This is a genomic window from Streptomyces sp. SID13726, from assembly GCF_010548375.1.
Lineage (GTDB): Bacteria > Actinomycetota > Actinomycetes > Streptomycetales > Streptomycetaceae > Streptomyces.
This window is the reverse complement of sequence record NZ_JAAGLY010000005.1, coordinates 19,942-34,384: the sequence shown is the minus strand read 5'-3', so window position 1 is coordinate 34,384 and position 14,443 is coordinate 19,942. Positions and strand designations below refer to the sequence as shown.

The 14,443-nt window shown below is 71.6% G+C and carries 16 protein-coding genes; 14 read left to right on the top strand and 2 right to left on the bottom strand.

Annotated features, from left to right (window positions below; translation table 11 throughout):
• The first annotated feature begins 42 nt into the window (after positions 1-42).
• A complete protein-coding gene (locus G3I78_RS14405) occupies positions 43-540 on the top strand; it encodes an LURP-one-related family protein (RefSeq protein WP_164424289.1) in 498 nt (165 codons plus the stop codon).
• A 75-nt stretch (positions 541-615) separates the two neighbouring features.
• On the opposite strand, the gene G3I78_RS14400 is transcribed toward G3I78_RS14405, so the two are convergent.
• The gene (locus G3I78_RS14400; protein ID WP_164424287.1) at positions 616-1,644 is read right to left on the bottom strand and encodes a hypothetical protein; all 1,029 of its coding nucleotides are present in this window, start codon (positions 1,642-1,644) and stop codon (positions 616-618) included.
• A 108-nt stretch (positions 1,645-1,752) separates the two neighbouring features.
• Between G3I78_RS14400 and G3I78_RS14395 the strand changes: the two genes are divergently transcribed.
• The 13 genes from G3I78_RS14395 to G3I78_RS14335 all read left to right on the top strand — a co-directional run bounded on the left by G3I78_RS14395 (position 1,753) and on the right by G3I78_RS14335 (position 13,536).
• Positions 1,753-1,929 carry a hypothetical protein gene (locus G3I78_RS14395; protein ID WP_164424285.1) on the top strand — a complete coding sequence of 59 codons (177 nt, stop codon included), beginning with the start codon at positions 1,753-1,755 and terminating at the stop codon, positions 1,927-1,929.
• 164 nt (positions 1,930-2,093) lie between these two features.
• The gene (locus tag G3I78_RS14390; protein WP_164424283.1) at positions 2,094-3,023 is read left to right on the top strand and encodes a 2-dehydropantoate 2-reductase; all 930 of its coding nucleotides are present in this window, start codon (positions 2,094-2,096) and stop codon (positions 3,021-3,023) included.
• Complete coding sequence (locus G3I78_RS14385; RefSeq protein WP_343243750.1) at positions 3,020-4,186, top strand: NAD(P)/FAD-dependent oxidoreductase; 1,167 nt, start codon at positions 3,020-3,022, stop codon at positions 4,184-4,186. Before G3I78_RS14390 ends, G3I78_RS14385 begins: the two co-directional genes overlap by 4 nt.
• Positions 4,183-4,515 (top strand): 2Fe-2S iron-sulfur cluster-binding protein, encoded by a 333-nt coding sequence (locus G3I78_RS14380; RefSeq protein WP_343243749.1) that lies wholly within the window; start codon positions 4,183-4,185, stop codon positions 4,513-4,515. The genes G3I78_RS14385 and G3I78_RS14380 overlap by 4 nt, the downstream gene beginning before the upstream one ends.
• A gap of 56 nt (positions 4,516-4,571) precedes the next feature.
• Positions 4,572-5,333, top strand: coding sequence for an iron-containing redox enzyme family protein (locus G3I78_RS14375; RefSeq protein ID WP_164424281.1), 762 nt, complete (start codon positions 4,572-4,574; stop codon positions 5,331-5,333).
• Positions 5,334-5,527: 194 nt separating this feature from the next.
• Entirely contained in the window at positions 5,528-6,865 is a 1,338-nt protein-coding gene (locus G3I78_RS14370; RefSeq protein ID WP_343243748.1) for an ATP-grasp domain-containing protein, read from the top strand.
• 62 nt (positions 6,866-6,927) lie between these two features.
• The gene (locus tag G3I78_RS14365; protein WP_164424279.1) at positions 6,928-8,259 is read left to right on the top strand and encodes a biotin carboxylase; all 1,332 of its coding nucleotides are present in this window, start codon (positions 6,928-6,930) and stop codon (positions 8,257-8,259) included.
• On the top strand, positions 8,256-9,515 hold the full coding sequence (locus tag G3I78_RS14360; RefSeq protein ID WP_164424277.1) for an ATP-grasp domain-containing protein: 1,260 nt from the start codon (positions 8,256-8,258) through the stop codon (positions 9,513-9,515). The genes G3I78_RS14365 and G3I78_RS14360 overlap by 4 nt, the downstream gene beginning before the upstream one ends.
• Complete coding sequence (locus G3I78_RS14355; protein ID WP_164424275.1) at positions 9,512-10,606, top strand: LLM class flavin-dependent oxidoreductase; 1,095 nt, start codon at positions 9,512-9,514, stop codon at positions 10,604-10,606. Before G3I78_RS14360 ends, G3I78_RS14355 begins: the two co-directional genes overlap by 4 nt.
• The gene (locus tag G3I78_RS14350) at positions 10,603-11,886 is read left to right on the top strand and encodes an MFS transporter (RefSeq protein ID WP_343243747.1); all 1,284 of its coding nucleotides are present in this window, start codon (positions 10,603-10,605) and stop codon (positions 11,884-11,886) included. Before G3I78_RS14355 ends, G3I78_RS14350 begins: the two co-directional genes overlap by 4 nt.
• Positions 11,883-12,407 carry a flavin reductase family protein gene (locus tag G3I78_RS14345; RefSeq protein ID WP_164424273.1) on the top strand — a complete coding sequence of 175 codons (525 nt, stop codon included), beginning with the start codon at positions 11,883-11,885 and terminating at the stop codon, positions 12,405-12,407. The genes G3I78_RS14350 and G3I78_RS14345 overlap by 4 nt, the downstream gene beginning before the upstream one ends.
• The gene (locus G3I78_RS14340) at positions 12,404-13,300 is read left to right on the top strand and encodes an EamA family transporter (RefSeq protein ID WP_164424271.1); all 897 of its coding nucleotides are present in this window, start codon (positions 12,404-12,406) and stop codon (positions 13,298-13,300) included. Before G3I78_RS14345 ends, G3I78_RS14340 begins: the two co-directional genes overlap by 4 nt.
• On the top strand, positions 13,297-13,536 hold the full coding sequence (locus tag G3I78_RS14335) for a hypothetical protein (RefSeq protein WP_164424269.1): 240 nt from the start codon (positions 13,297-13,299) through the stop codon (positions 13,534-13,536). The genes G3I78_RS14340 and G3I78_RS14335 overlap by 4 nt, the downstream gene beginning before the upstream one ends.
• A gap of 22 nt (positions 13,537-13,558) precedes the next feature.
• On the opposite strand, the gene G3I78_RS14330 is transcribed toward G3I78_RS14335, so the two are convergent.
• On the bottom strand, positions 13,559-14,353 hold the full coding sequence (locus G3I78_RS14330) for a carbon-nitrogen family hydrolase (protein ID WP_164424267.1): 795 nt from the start codon (positions 14,351-14,353) through the stop codon (positions 13,559-13,561).
• Positions 14,354-14,443 lie beyond the last annotated feature (90 nt).

Here is a 14,443-nt window from a genome sequence, read left to right as displayed (position 1 = left end):
TCGATGGCGTTCCGGGGCGGCCGGCGGGGAAGCGGTAACGGCATGAGATTCCTCGTACGCGACCGGCTGCTCGGCTTCGGTGACGACTACTGGATCGAGGACGACCAGGGCAACAAGGTCTTCCTCGTCGACGGCAAGGCCATGCGGATCCGGGACACCTTCGAGCTGAAGGACACCCGCGGGCGGGTCCTGATCGACATCCACCAGAAGATGTTCGCCCTGCGCGACACGATGGTGATCGAGCGGGACGGCGAGCCGCTGGCCACCATCAGGCGCAAGCGGCTGTCGCTGCTGCGCAACCACTACCGGGTGGCGCTCGCCGACGGCAGCACCGAACTCGACGTCAGCGGCAAGATCCTGGACCGCGAGTTCGCGGTCGAGTACGACGGCGAACTCCTCGCGGTCGTCTCCCGGCGCTGGCTGCACGTACGCGAGACGTACGGCGTCGACATCGTCCGCGACGACGCGGACCCGGCGCTGCTCATCGCGGTCGCGGTCTGTGTGATCCACCTGGCCGAGAAGGACCGGGAGGACGACTGACATCCGGGGCGCCCGCTCGCGCCGCTCCTCCGCCCGCTCGCGCCGATCCTCGGCCCGGTCGCGCCGCTCCTCCGCTCAGTCGCTGAGCCACCCCACCCGGCGCGCGTAGCTTCCCGCCTGGAAGCGGCTCTGGGCGCCGAGTTCGAGCAGGACCTCGGAGACGTGGCGGCGGTAGGTCGTGGTGGACATGGACAGCCGGCGGGCGGCCATCTCGTCCTTCATGCCGGACTCCAGCATGCTCAGCACGGCCCGGCGCACCTCGTCCTTGGGCGCGGCGGGCGGGTCGACGTCCGCGGCCGTGAAGGGGCGCGCGGAGTTCCACATGCTCTCCCAGGACCGGTACAGATAGCGGACCAGGGAGCGGTCGCGGACCACGAGCGCGCCCTGGCCCGGGGGCCGTTCCGGGTCGGTGATGACGGCGGTGTCGTCGAAGAGGATGATCCGGTCGGTGATGTGGCCGACTGTGCGGAACTGCATGCCCAGCTCGGTGGCCGCGCCCATGTGCTGGCGCATGTAGGCGTGCGAGAGCACCGAGTGCGGGTAGAGGGTGCGGACCAGCACGCCCCGCTCGGCCGCCTCCGCGGTCCGCCGTCTGCCCTCCTCCAGGACGGCCTGCGGCGGCAGCAGGGGATGCGCGGAGGCCATCTCCGCGCGCGTGGTCGCCGAGAGCCGTTCCAGGACCGTGCGGATCGCGTCAAGTTCGGTCAGATGCTCCACGGTGGCCAGCAGCGAGTGGCTCTGCCAGGCCCGCTCGAACACCGTACGCATGGTCATGACATGGCTGTTGACCTGGTCGACCTGGCGCTGCATCTGCCGTATCCGGGCCTCCACGGGCCCATTGAGATGAGTCGCGGCCACGTCCGGGCTGTTGGCGGTGTACGTCCGCTTCCCCGAGTCGCCGAGGTCGTCGGCGTCCTCGGCCGGGTGCAGCAGATGGAGTTCGACGAGATCCAGTACGGCCGTCTCGACCTCCGCCTGGGCGACGTCCAGCTCGGCGGCCGCGCGCAGCGGACTGAGAACTCCGTTCTCCAGGGCTGTGGAGTACAGCCGCTCATGCAGTTCACCGATGGGCGGAATCAGGCCTGAGAAGAACTCGTCTGGCACTTCTCACCACCGGTCTTCTGTGGCGCGTACCGCATACGATCCGGCAGGGTATTTGTCGCGGCCCGGGGAAACCCCCCGACAGTCGCTACACACATGGGGGAATCACTAGTGCGTGTCAAGCATTCTTTCGTCTCGTTCATAGCCGCCCTTTCGCTTGTGGAAATTCTCGCCACCGGTGCGACGACGAACGCCCTGCTGGGCGCGGTCGCAGGTGCCGAGCAGGTCGGGCAGGAGCAAAGCGCGATCAGCGCATCCGTGCACGCGGACGACGCCATCTGGCACTGATCCTTCCGGGAAACGACAGCCGGTGAAACGGATCAACTATAGCCGACGGCGAAACGGAATGGGGATCTCTCGTTCCGCAATAGTCCCGCAATAAAGCAATGCTCCGGCAACATTAGCCGCCCACCGCACCGGATAAAGATCGGGCAAAGAGCGAGGAAAGAATCGTGAAAACAGCGGTAATCGGTACCGGTGGTATCGGTGGTTACTTCGGTGGACGGCTCGCGGCCGCGGGACACGACGTCCGGTTCGTCGCCCGCGGCGGGCATCTCGAGGCACTGCGCCGCGAAGGACTCACGGTCGAGGGCCCGGACGGCGGCTTCACCCTGCCGTCCGTGCGGGCCACCGACGACACACACGGCATCGGTACGGCCGACTTCGTGCTCCTCGCGGTCAAGACCTGGCAGCTGGAGCCCGCACTGCGACTGGCGAAGCCGCTGGTCGGACCGGACACCGGGATCGTGACACTGCAGAACGGCGTCGAGGCGCCGGAACGGGTCGCCGAGGTCTTCGGACGCGAGGCGGTGCTGCCGGGCGTCGCGAAGATCATCGCCCGGCTGTCCGGGCCCGGCCGCGTCCAGCACGTGGGCGGCGAGGGCTCGCTCACCCTCGGGGAGTGGGACGGCCGGGACTCCGAGCGGGTCCGGCGGCTGCGGGCGGCGCTCACCGGAGCCTCGGTGAAGGCGCCCGTCACGGCGGACGTCCGGGCCGAGCTGTGGGCGAAGTTCCTGTTCGTCGTGCCCTTCGGCTCGCTCGGCGCGGTGACGGACTCGCCGTTCGGGGTGCTGCGCTCCCGCGCCGGGACCCGGGCGCTGCTCACCGACGGCATGCGCGAGATCGAGCGGCTCGCCGCGGCGGCCGGGGTCCGGCTGCCCGAGGGTGTCGTCGCGTCGACCCTCGACTTCATCGACGCCCAGCCCGCCCACGGCACCTCCTCGCTCCAGCGCGACATCCTGGCCGGCCTCCCCTCCGAACTCGAGGACTGGACCGGCTCGGTGGTCCGCCTCGGCACCCGGCACGACGTCCCGACCCCGGTGCACCGCGTGCTGTACGAGGTGCTGCGGCTGCGGGAGGAACGCGGGGAGCAGCAGTGGTGACCACGGAGACGGAAACGGAGACAGAGACGGGGGCGGAAAAGGAAACGGAGACGGAAACGGAGACGGAGACGGAAACGACCGGATCCAACGGCACGAACGCCTACGAACCCCTCGCGAACCCCACCGCCGCACCGGACCCCGGACCCGCCTCCGAGTCCACCGTCGACATCGCCGTCATAGGCGCCGGCCCCACCGGCCTCTACGCCGCCTACTGCGCCGGCTTCCGCGGTCTCACCTGCGCGGTCGTCGACGCGCTCGACCACCCCGGCGGCCAGGTCGCCGCCCTCTACCCGGAGAAGCCCCTCTACGACATCGCCGGACTCCCCGCCGTGAAGGGGCGGGAGTTGATCGACGGACTGGTCGCGCAGGCGGCCGCCGGAGAACCGCGCTATCTGCTCGGGCACGGCGCGACCACGCTCACCCGGCGCGGCGACGGCTGGACCGTCGGCACCGACCGGGGGCACCTCGTGCACGCCGGTGCCGTGGTGATCGCCGCCGGGCTCGGCCGCTGCACGCCCCGCACCCTGCCCGCCGCGCTGCCGTACGAGGGCCGGGGTCTCGCCTATCACGTGCCGCGCCTGACCGAGCACGAGGGACGGGACGTGGTGATCGTGGGTGGCGGGGACAGCGCCGTGGACTGGGCGCTGGCCCTCGCACCGCTCGCGCGCAGCACCACCCTGGTCCACCGCCGCGCCTCCTTCCGGGCCCACGAGTACAGCGTCAAGCAGGTGTACGACGCTCCCGTACGCGTCCTGACGGACGCTCGGGTGACCGCCTGTCACGGAACAGAGTGGCTGGAGCGGGTGACGGTGACCACGGAATCCGGTGAACATTCCGGGGGCGGCGCCGGTGACACCGTGGACCTGCCCGCCCAGTCGCTCGTCGCCGCCCTGGGTTTCGTCACCCGCCTCGGGCCGCTCGCCGACTGGGGCGCCGAACTGGAGTTCGGCCAGTTCACCGTCGATCCGGCCTCCCAGCGCACCAGCCTGCCCGGGGTCTACGCGGTCGGCGACGTCTGCGCCCGGCCGGGCCGGGTCCCGCTGATCTCGGTCGGCTTCGGCGAGGCCGCGACCGCGGTGCACCACGCCGCCGTGGCCCTGCGCCCCGGCACCCGGCTCGCCCCCGAGCACTCCTCCGACCGTCCGCCACCCCAGGGCCGGTGACCACCGCACGCGAAAGGCCTGTGACCGCCGTGCTGCTGAAGAAGCTCACCCTGCTCCCGCAGGGTCTGGAGATCCTGCTGCCCGCGGGCTCCCCGCTCACCGACGTCGAGTACGAGACCCCGCAGCGCGTCATCCCGTTCGGCTGCCGTTCCGGTGCCTGCGGGGCCTGTGTGGTCGAGGTCGTCGAGGGCGCCGAAGCGCTCGGCGCGAGCGACCCCGACGAGCTCGACTTCCTGGAGGACCTCGGCCGGGCCGACGGCCGGCACCGGCTGGCCTGCCAGTGCCGCCTCCTGGACTCCGCGACCATCCGCCTCCCGGCGGACTCCTGAGAACCCACCCCACCGACCACATCCGACAACGCACCTGAGAAGACAAGGAATCCACCATGTCCAGCCTCGCCAACCGCGTCATCAACGTCGGCTACGACAACCGCCGCCCGTTCCTGAACGCGGCCGCCTCCGCCGAACTCCGCGCCGAGATCGACGTACAGATCGACCGTCAGATAGCGGACTGGTACGAGACCGTGCCGGCCGCCGCGCATCTGGAGGGCAAGGACGTCGACTCCGAGTACTACAAGCGGAACCTGATCGAGACGGCCTGGCGCATCCGGCTGCTGCGCGTCGCCGAGTCGAAGGCGCTCACCGAGATCGCCAAGCGCAGCCCCGAGGCCGCGCAGGTGTGGGCCAACTACGAGCAGGAGGAGATGCTCCACGACGAGCTCTTCATCGACGACCTCGCCAAGGTCGGCGTGAGCCGTGAGGACTTCCTCGCGGTCGAGCCCTACCTCTCCACCAAGCTGCTGACCGGCTACTTCTCCTACCTGCTCGACCACGAGGGCCCGCTCGGCGTGGTCGCCTACTCGTACCTGGTCGAGTACGTGAACGTGAAGCTGGAGCCGAAGAAGCTCGTCGCGCTCAAGGAGTCCGTCGGCGAGGGCAACATCGGCGGCCAGATCAGCCACTCGCACACGGACATCAACGACGACCACCCGGGCGAGGTCTGGGCCGCGCTGCGCTTCCTCATCCGCGGCGAGCAGGACATCGAGGCACTCAAGCGCTACCTCGCGGAGCACCAGCGCCTGCTGGCCCAGTACTTCGAGGAGCTCTACGCCGACACGCTGGGCGCCACGGAGAAGGCCGCCGCCTGACCCGACCGCCGGGCGCTTCCGCCCACGGTCGGACACCGGACGGCCTGAACCGGACCCCGCACCGCGCAGGCGCCTGCGCGGTGCGGCCCTGGACCCGATCTCCCTCGGGTCCAGGTCCAAGAAGCCCAGCCCCCAAACCCCACCCCCCGCACCACCCACCCACCCACCCACCACCCCACCGAAGGGACACCAACGTGAGCAACCCAAGCACGACCCCCGGCAATGGCGTGCTGCTGCTCAGTCACGTCGGTTTCTCCTTCATGGAGGATCTGATCGCGGCCCTGGACGCGCGCGGCCTGCGCAGTCATGTCCTCACCTCGCTGCCGGAGCCCGAGCACGTCCCGGCCCGGCTGCACGACCTGGCGGCCAAGGCGACCCACGTCCACGCCACCGGCGCCCACGTGCTGACGCGGGCCGACGTGGAGTCGTACGTCGGGGAGCTGCGCGCCCGCGGCGAGACCCTGCTCGGCTGTGTCACCGTGTGGGAGGGCTACCGGCATCTGATGGCGCACGCCAACGCGCTGCTGGGCGTGCCCGACCTGGGCCCGGACCAAGTGCTGGCCCTGCGCGACAAACTGACACTCCGTCAGAAGCTCACGGCGGCCGGTCTGAGCGCCGTGCGCGCCGTCGCGCTCACCGAGGAGTCGCTGGCCGAACACCAGCGGCGGCCCGGGCGTCACTTCGTCAAGCCGGTGAGCGGGATCGCCTCCTACGGCACCTTCCCGCTGTCGGCGACGACGAGCTGGGCGGAGATCGAGCGGATCACCGCCGAGGCGGCCGGCGACACCGTGTACGCCTCCGTCTTCGCCGAGACCGGACCCGCGTTCCTGGTCGAGGACTACCTGCCGGGCCGGGAGTTCAGCTTCGAGGTGCTCGTCGTCGACGGCGAGGTCTTCGTGGCCGGCGTGCACGAGAAGTACGTGCTGACGGAGACCGCGGGCGCGGTCCTGGAGGACGCGTGCGTGAGCCCGCCGTACTCCGTGGACCGGGCGGTCACGGCCGAGGGCATCACCTGGCTCACCGCCCTCCTCGCCCATCTGGACCTGCGCTGGGGCTGCTTCCACGTCGAGGCCCGCCACGACGGCTCCCGCTGGGACCTGATCGAGGTCAACCCCCGCGTCGGCGGCGCCCTGATCAGCCCGAGCGTCCGCGAACTCAACGGCGAGGCAAGCCTGTTGGACCTCTGGCTGGACGTCCTGACCCACCCGGCGGAGCGGTCCAGGGAACGCCTGCGCCCCCTCGCCTACGCCCCCGACGGCACCCCGCCCACCGACCGGGCGACCTTCTTCCGGGTCTTCTTCGCGCACCCCGGCCGCATCACCCGCATCGGCCTGGCCGAGGACCTCCCGCTGGCTCCGGTGGTCGAGCAGATCCTCCTGAAGGAGGGCGACACCGTGGAGCCGCGCTCCCGGGAGGTCTTCCTGGGCCAGCTCCTGTGGCGCTTCCGGCTCGACGAACGGGACGTCCTCCTGCCGAGGCTGGTCCAGGTCTCCGAGCACGCGATCGAAGTCCGCTACGCCCAACCCGCTTAGGGGCGCGGGGAACTGCGCGACCAGCCCCGACGGCGCCGCACCCGAAACGGAGACCCACGACCATGCGCTTCCTGATAGTCGACTACAACCTGAGCCGTGTGGCGGACGTACAGCGCATCCGCCGCTACGCCCGGGAACGGCACGGCGCCCTCACCACCCTGATCCGCGCGCACCCCACCGACACCGACACCCGCATCAGCGACGAGGTCGTGCAACTCGACCCCCTGGACCCGGACTTCGCCGCGAAGGGCGAGAAGCTCCTGTCCCCCCGCCGCGAGGAGTTCGCCGCCGGCGTCGTCTTCTCGGACGACGCCGTGCACAGCGGAGCCGACCTCCTCACCCGGCTCGGCCTGAGGGTGGACGCCCCGCAGCCGGCGGCCGCGGCCTTCTGCAAGATCACCTACCGGGACACCGAGCACCGCCACCGGGACCTCCTCTCCGCCCAGCGCCTCACCCCCGTCGACTTCGTCGAGGTCGAATCCCCGGCGGACATCGCCGCGTTCGCCCGCCGCCACCCCGAGGGCTTCGTCGTGAAGCCCGCCAAGGAGGGCAACAACCGCGGTGTCGTCCTGGTCCGCCCCGGCGACGACCTGGACGCGGCCTGGGCGGAGGTCCGCCCGTACCTCGCGGACGGCGTGCTGTGCGAGGAACTCATCCCGTACCGCAGGGAGTTCTCCTACGACGGCCTCGGCGAGCTCTCCTTCGTCACCGAGAAGGTCAGCGCCCCCGGCCGCTACCCGGTCGAGGTCGCCCAGGTGCTGCCGGCCCGGGTGACCCCGGCGGGACGGGCCACCCTGCGCCGCGCGGGCGGCCTCGCGAACTGGCTGGTGGGCCAGTGCGACGGGCCCTTCCACAACGAGATCAAGCTCAGCGACGACGACACGGCCGCCGCGGTCGTCGAGCCCAACCGCCGCCCGGCCGGCATGCGGATCTGGTCGCTGGCCCGCTGGGTGCACGGCGTCGACCTGTACGAGAAGTGGGTGGACGCGGCCTTCGGCCGGCCCGTGGAGACCGCGCTGCCCGAGCCGGACTGCGCCGCCGCGACCGTGATGCTCGGCGTGGCGACGGACCGGGCGTTCGCCCCGGCCGACGTCCGCCCGGACGCCGACCCGTTCGAGGACGCCCTGGCCGCCACCCGGTCCCGGCACGGCCTCGCGCCGGACGAGCTGACCGCGCCCGAGTTCGGCTGGGTCGCGCCGGACCGCCGCGAACTGCACGCCACCGCCCGCGACAACGCCGACTTCGCCGCCCAGTGCTGCGTGGTCCTGCGTTCCGCGCACACCGACGTCCGCGAGGTCGTGCACACCCTGCGCGAGGTGTGGCCGGCCGCCCTCGACACCGCCTGCGCCGCCCACCGGCCCGCGGCCCCCGCACTGCTGGAGACCTGCCCATGAAGATCCTCGTCCTGCACCGCGTCCCCTACCCCAAGATCGAGTACCACCGGGGCATCGACCACGACGTCCACGACGTCACCTACTTCGGCAGGCGCCCGGCGCTCGACACGCTCCCCGAGGGCCTGCGCCGCGAGGAGGTGGAGCGGCCCGGCCTGCGCGACCCGTACGACGAGGCCGTTCAGTGGCTCGACGGGGACCCGCGGACGTTCGACCGGATCATCTCGATGTCCGAGTACGAACTCCTGGACGCGGCCCGGCTGCGCGAGCGCCTCGGCGTCCCGGGCGCCCCGGTCGCGCGCGTCCTGCTGGCCCGCGACAAGGTGCTGATGAAGCGGGCCGTGGACCGCGCCGGACTGCGGGTCCCGCGCTTCCTGCCGCTCACCGACTTCCTCCGCGCGGACGGCCGGGCGCCCTGGTCCGGCGCGACCGTCCTCAAGCCGCACCGGGGCGCCTCCAGCGAGGACGTCGTCGTGTACGGCGATCCCCGCGAGGCCTACGCCTCGGTGACCGGCCGCACCTCGGGGGTGTCCGAGCTGGACGGCACCGAGGTGACCGACGAGGCCGTGGCGTCGTACGAGGTGGAGGAGTTCGTCGACGGGCCGGTGCTGCACTTCGACGGACTGGTCCAGGACGGCCGGGTGCTGGCGCTGACCGGCAGCGAGTACCTGGGCACCTGCCTCGGCTACGCGCAGGGCGTGCCGCTCGGGTCCTTCCAGATCCGGCTGACGGACGCGGCCCGGGAGTGGGTCGCGCGGGCGCTGGACGCGGTGGAGATCCGGGAGGGCAGCTTCCATCTGGAGGCGATCCGGGACAGCGGCGGCGAGCTGGTCTTCCTGGAGGTCGGCAACCGGGTCGGCGGCGCGGACGTGGCCGCCACCTTCGAGCTGCGCACCGGCGTCCACCTGCCCTCCTGGGAGCTGCGCGTCCTGCTCGGCGAGCGGGTGGCCGGCCTGCTGCCGGAGCGCGGGTCCGCGCGCTGGTACGGCTGGTTCGTGCACCCCGGCCACCATCTGGCCCCCGGTGTCTTCGCGGGCTTCGACGGCGCCGAGGAGTTCTCGGCCGATCCGCGCTCGGTCACCTGGCAGGAGGCGGCGCACGGCACCGCCCTGCCCGACCACATCACCTACGGCGCCCACGAGACACCCCTCGCCGGTATCGCCGGCACCGGCTCGCCCGAGGAGACCCGGGAGTGGATGGCCCGGCTGTTCGCCTCCTTGCGCATCCGCACTCACGCTCACGAAGGAGCACAGGTATGAGCAGCGCCCCCACCGCGCTCAGGTTCCACTGGGGTTCAGCCCTGGACAGCGGCCAGAAGAAGTCGACCGAGCAGTACCGCTCGAACGTCCTGGACCTGGAGGGCGCCATCGACTTCGCCCGCGAGGCGGACCGGCTGGGCGTCGAGTCCCTGCTGATGGCCCAGAGCTACAGCCTGCCCGACCCGCTGCCGCTGCTCGGCGCGCTGGTCCGCGAGACCCGGGCGGTGCGCTACATCCTGGCCTACCGCCCCGGCCTGCTCTCCCCGACGCTGTTCACCCAGATCGTCAACACCGTGTCCTGGATGTCCGAGGGCCGGATCGCGCTCAACCTGGTCGCCGGGATCTCCCCGGTGGAGCAGGCGTACTACGGCGACTTCCTCGCCCACGACGAACGGTACGCGCGCGCCGAGGAGTTCCTCGACATCCTGCACCGACTGTGGGGCGGAGAGGCCCCGTTGTCGTACGACGGAGACCACTACCGCCTCAAGGACGCCCAGTTGGGGCTCGGGCTGCACGAGGGGCGGCGGCCCGAGATCTATGTCAGCGGTGCCTCCGGGCCCGCCCAGCGGATGGCGCTGCGGTACGGCGACTGCTGGTTCCGGTACGGCGACACCCCCGAGGAGATCGCGAAGGTCACCGGGCCGTTCCTGGAGCAGGGCCGGCAGGTCGGGCTGCGGATGCAGGTGCTGGCGCGCGAGACGCGTGAGGAGGCGCTCGCCGAGCTGGCCGAGGTGATGCGGGACACCGACGAGAACCACCGTGAGTTCGTCGCGGAATTCGTCGCCGCCGCGGACTCGCACGCGGTCAAGAACTCCTTCCGGCTGGCCGAGCAGTCCGACCACGGCTGGCTGTCGCCGCTGATCTTCTCCGGGGCCGTCGCCTACCGCGGCGGTCCCGCCCTGTGCCTGGTGGGCAGTTACGCCGAGGTGGCCGGGTACCTGCTGGAGTACAAGGCGGCCGGGGTGGGCCAGTTCATCTTCTCCGGCTGGCCGGCCCGGGACGAGATGCGGCACTTCTACACCCGGGTGGTCCCGCTGGTCCGTGAGCTGGAGGCGGCTGAGGAACTCGCCCCGTCCGGGGGTGTCCGGTGAGCCGGACCCCCGCCGAGCGGCTGCGCCGGTTCCTGTTCGCCACCGGTGTCTGCTCGGGCCTGATGGCCGACCAACTCGTCCTGTTCGCCGTGCCGTTGCTCATCTACCAGGAGACCGGCAAGGTCTCCACGCTCGGCGCCTCCTTCGCCATCGAGTGGCTTCCGGCGCTGCTGATGTACCCGTTCGCGGGCCTGCTCGCCGACCGCGACGGCGGGGTACGGCTGTTCTCGCGCGGCAACTCGGGGCGGGCCGTCGTCCTGCTGTGCACGGTCGCGCTGTGCCTGGCCGTGCCGTCCTGGACCGTCGGGCTGCTGATGGCCAACGGGGCGCTGCTCGCCTCCGTGATGCCGGTCGTGCGGATGTCGGTGGAGAAGGTGGTGCCGCGGCTCGCCAAGGGCGACGACCTGCCGCGCACCCAGGCGCTGTTCCAGAACATGGAGCTGCTGGCCACCGCGCTCGGACCCGGTCTCGCCGTCCTCGCGGCGGCCCTGCTCGGCAAGATCTGGCTGCTGGTGCTGGCGGCGACCCTGTTCGCGGGCGGCGCGGCCTGCTGGCTGGGCCTGCCCCGTACCGGAGGCACCGTGAGCACCGCAGGCACCGGCGGACAGGCGGCCGGGAACGTCCGGGCCACCCTCTCCGACCTGGGCCTCGGCTGGCGGCTGCTGATGACCAACCGCCCGGTCGTGCTGCTCGCCGTCCTCAACTTCTCGATCAACCTGGTCTTCGCGACCGTACTGGCCGCGAACGCCGCCGTGGTCACCGGTGAACTGGGCGCCCCCGAGTCGTCGTTCGCCCTCCTCAACACGCTCGTCGGCGTCAGCGGGCTGGCCAACCTGGCGCTCACCCCGCTGCTGGTGCGCCGGTTCGGGGTGTCCTTCCTCGGGGTGGTGGGCTACACCGTGCAGTGCGCGGCCCTGCTGGTGCTGAGCTTCGCCACCGGATTCCCGCTGTACGCGGCCGGGTTCGTGGTCGCGATGGTCGGGGTGGCCTACTTCAACGTCTTCAACCGCACCGAGCGCGTGAAGGTCATCCCGGCGGAGCACCTCGGGAAGGTCATGGGCCCCTTCTTCCTGGTGGGCTGGGCGCCGTACCCCGTGGGCGGGCTGCTGATCGGCACGCTGGGCGCCTCGTTCGGACCGCAGCACCTGATCACGGTGCTCGCGCTGGGTCTCGCGGCGGTCGGCGCGGTCGTGATGCCGCTGACCATCGGGGCGTTCCGGCGGGCGCTCGCCGACACCGTCACCGCCGAGCCGGTGCCCGAACTGGGGAGGACCGCATGACCACGCTCACCAAGGGTGCCGCCGCGGACCCGGCGGTGTTCCGCGAGGCGATGTCCCTGCTCGCGGCCCCGCTGACGGTGATCACCACCCGGGACGCCGACGGCCGCCGCTGGGGCTTCACCGCGAGCTCGGTGACCTCGGCGTCGCTGGAGCCGCCGCTGGTCGTCGTGGGGCTGTCGAACGGCTCCAGCTGCCGGGCGGCGTTCGGCGAGGTCACCGGCTTCGTGGTCAACCTGCTGGGCGAGCACCAGGCGCCGGTGGCCCGGAAGTTCGCCGAGCACGGGGCCGACCGCTTCGCGGGACTCCCCTTCGAGGACTGGCCCGGCACCCGGCTCCCCCGGCTGGTCGGCGCGCACGCCGCGCTGCGCTGCCGTACGGCCGACCTCGTCCCGGTCGGCGACCACCAGCTGCTGATCGGCGAACTGACCGGACTGCACACCGCCGCCCCCGCGTCCCGGCCGCTGCTGTGGCACCGCCGGGACTTCCGGACCACCGCCGACGACGGGAGGCAGAGCCCATGAGGACCCGGCACGTCCTGCTCGCGGTGGTGGTCACCGCGATCTGGGGCATCAACTTCTCCGTGATCAAGATCGGCCTGGAGTCGGTCGACCCGTTCCTGCTGGCCGGCGTCCGCTTCGCGCTCTGCGCGTTCCCCGCGGTGCTGTTCGTCCGCCGCCCCGCCGTGCCCTGGCGGTATCTCGCCGGCTACGGCCTGGTGTTCGGCGTGGGCCTGTGGGGTGTGGTCAACCTCGGTGTGGAGGCCGGCCTCTCGGCGGGCCTGGCCTCGCTGGTGCTCCAGCTCAGCGCGTTCCTGACGATCTTCCTGGGCGCCGCCGTCTTCCGCGAACGGCTCACCCGCAACCAGCTCTACGGCACTGCGGTCGCCCTCTCCGGCCTCGCCTGCGTCTTCTTCCTGACCGACGGCAGCGTGAGCGCCGCCGGGATCGCCCTGGTGGTCCTCGGCGCGTTCTCCTGGAGCACCGCCAACGTGTTGCTGAAGAAGGCCGCGCCGGACGACGTCCTGGCCTTCCTCGTCTGGTCCTGCGTGTTCTCCCCGGTCCCGCTCTTCCTGCTGGACCTGGCGGTGCACGGCACGTCCGGCTACACCGGCCTCGCGTCCGCGCTCGACCTGACGGCCGTGGCGTCGATCCTCTTCCAGGCCTACCCGACCACGCTCTTCGCGTACGGCGTCTGGAACTGGCTGCTCAAGGAGTACCCGGTCTCCACGGTCGCCCCGCTGTCGCTGCTGGTCCCCGTCTTCGGCGTGCTCGGCTCGGTGGTGATCTTCGACGAGGCCCTGCCCGCCCTGAAGGTGGTCTCGGGCCTGCTGATCGTCCTCGGCCTGGTGATCAGCCTGTACGGCACCCGGCTGACGGCCGCGCTGCGCAACTCACTCCAGGAGGCGGAAGCATGAACGCACCGACGACCATCCCCGGCGTGGTGGACGGGGCCGTGACCCTGTCGTACGACACCGAGGGCCATGTCTCCTTCCACATCACCGTCCGCGGCGACCGCGACGACTGCGTCGAACTGGTCGTCGCGGGCGAGCACGCGGCACGGCTGGCCGCGTCCCTGCTGGCCGGACCGGGCTCCGCGGCCGCGCACCCGGTGCCGTGCTCGGTGGGCGTACGGCCGGCTCCGGGCGGCTGACGGCCCTTTCGCGTACGGCGGTTCAGCGCCCCGGAGTCTCCAGTCCCAGCACCCGGTCCTTGAGCGCGGGGAACTGCTCCCGGGTCGCCGCCACCTTCGCCGGGTCGAACTCGACGGTGAGGATCTCTTCACCGGATCCGGCCTCGGCCAGCACCTCGCCCCACGGGTCCACCACGATCGAGTGACCGGCCTGCGGAACTCCCGCGTGGGTCCCGGCCGTTCCGCACGCGAGCACGAACGCCTGGTTCTCCACCGCGCGCGCCTGGGCCAGCAGCGTCCAGTGCGCCCGGCGCCGCTCCGGCCAGCCCGCGGGCAGCACCAGGACCTCGGCACCGGCGTCCACCAGTCCGCGGAAGAGTTCGGGGAAGCGCAGGTCGTAGCAGGTGGCGAGCCCGAGGGTGGTGCCGGGCACCGGGACCGTCACCAGGTCCTCGCCCCTGCCCATCAGCACCGCCTCGCCCTTGTCGAAGCCGAAGCGGTGGATCTTCCGGTAGCTCGCGGCCAGTTCACCGGCGGGGGAGAAGACGAGCGAGCGGTTGTAGAGCCGCCCCGCCTCGTCGCGCTCGGGGATCGACCCCGCGTGCAGCCAGACGCCCGCGTCGCTCGCCGCCTTGGCCATCACCTCGTACGTCGGCCCCACCAGCGGCTCGGCCTCTCGGCCGAACTCCTCGAAGGCGAACGCCCCGGTGGTCCACAGCTCCGGCAGCACGACGAGATCGGCACCGGCCTGATCACGCACCAGCGAGGCCACTCGCTCACGGCGCGAATCAACCGATTCACCCTCATCCACGGCAATCTGGATCAGAGAGGCGCGCACACTACCACCGTCCTGGCATTCGAGCCGTCCACACGGGCCTACGATCGTCACACGAAAGCACTGCCGGGGTGCCTCACAGCAGCGTAACTT

Bases quoted from the DNA above. Each gene is read 5' to 3' on its own strand.
- G3I78_RS14405 (WP_164424289.1), top strand. From the start codon at position 43: ATGAGATTCCTCGTACGCGACCGGCTGCTCGGCTTCGGTGACGACTAC.
- G3I78_RS14375 (WP_164424281.1), top strand. From the start codon at position 4,572: ATGTCCAGCCTCGCCAACCGCGTCATCAACGTCGGCTACGACAACCGC.
- G3I78_RS14365 (WP_164424279.1), top strand. From the start codon at position 6,928: ATGCGCTTCCTGATAGTCGACTACAACCTGAGCCGTGTGGCGGACGTA.
- G3I78_RS14360 (WP_164424277.1), top strand. From the start codon at position 8,256: ATGAAGATCCTCGTCCTGCACCGCGTCCCCTACCCCAAGATCGAGTAC.
- G3I78_RS14355 (WP_164424275.1), top strand. From the start codon at position 9,512: ATGAGCAGCGCCCCCACCGCGCTCAGGTTCCACTGGGGTTCAGCCCTG.
- G3I78_RS14345 (WP_164424273.1), top strand. From the start codon at position 11,883: ATGACCACGCTCACCAAGGGTGCCGCCGCGGACCCGGCGGTGTTCCGC.
- G3I78_RS14340 (WP_164424271.1), top strand. From the start codon at position 12,404: ATGAGGACCCGGCACGTCCTGCTCGCGGTGGTGGTCACCGCGATCTGG.
- G3I78_RS14335 (WP_164424269.1), top strand. From the start codon at position 13,297: ATGAACGCACCGACGACCATCCCCGGCGTGGTGGACGGGGCCGTGACC.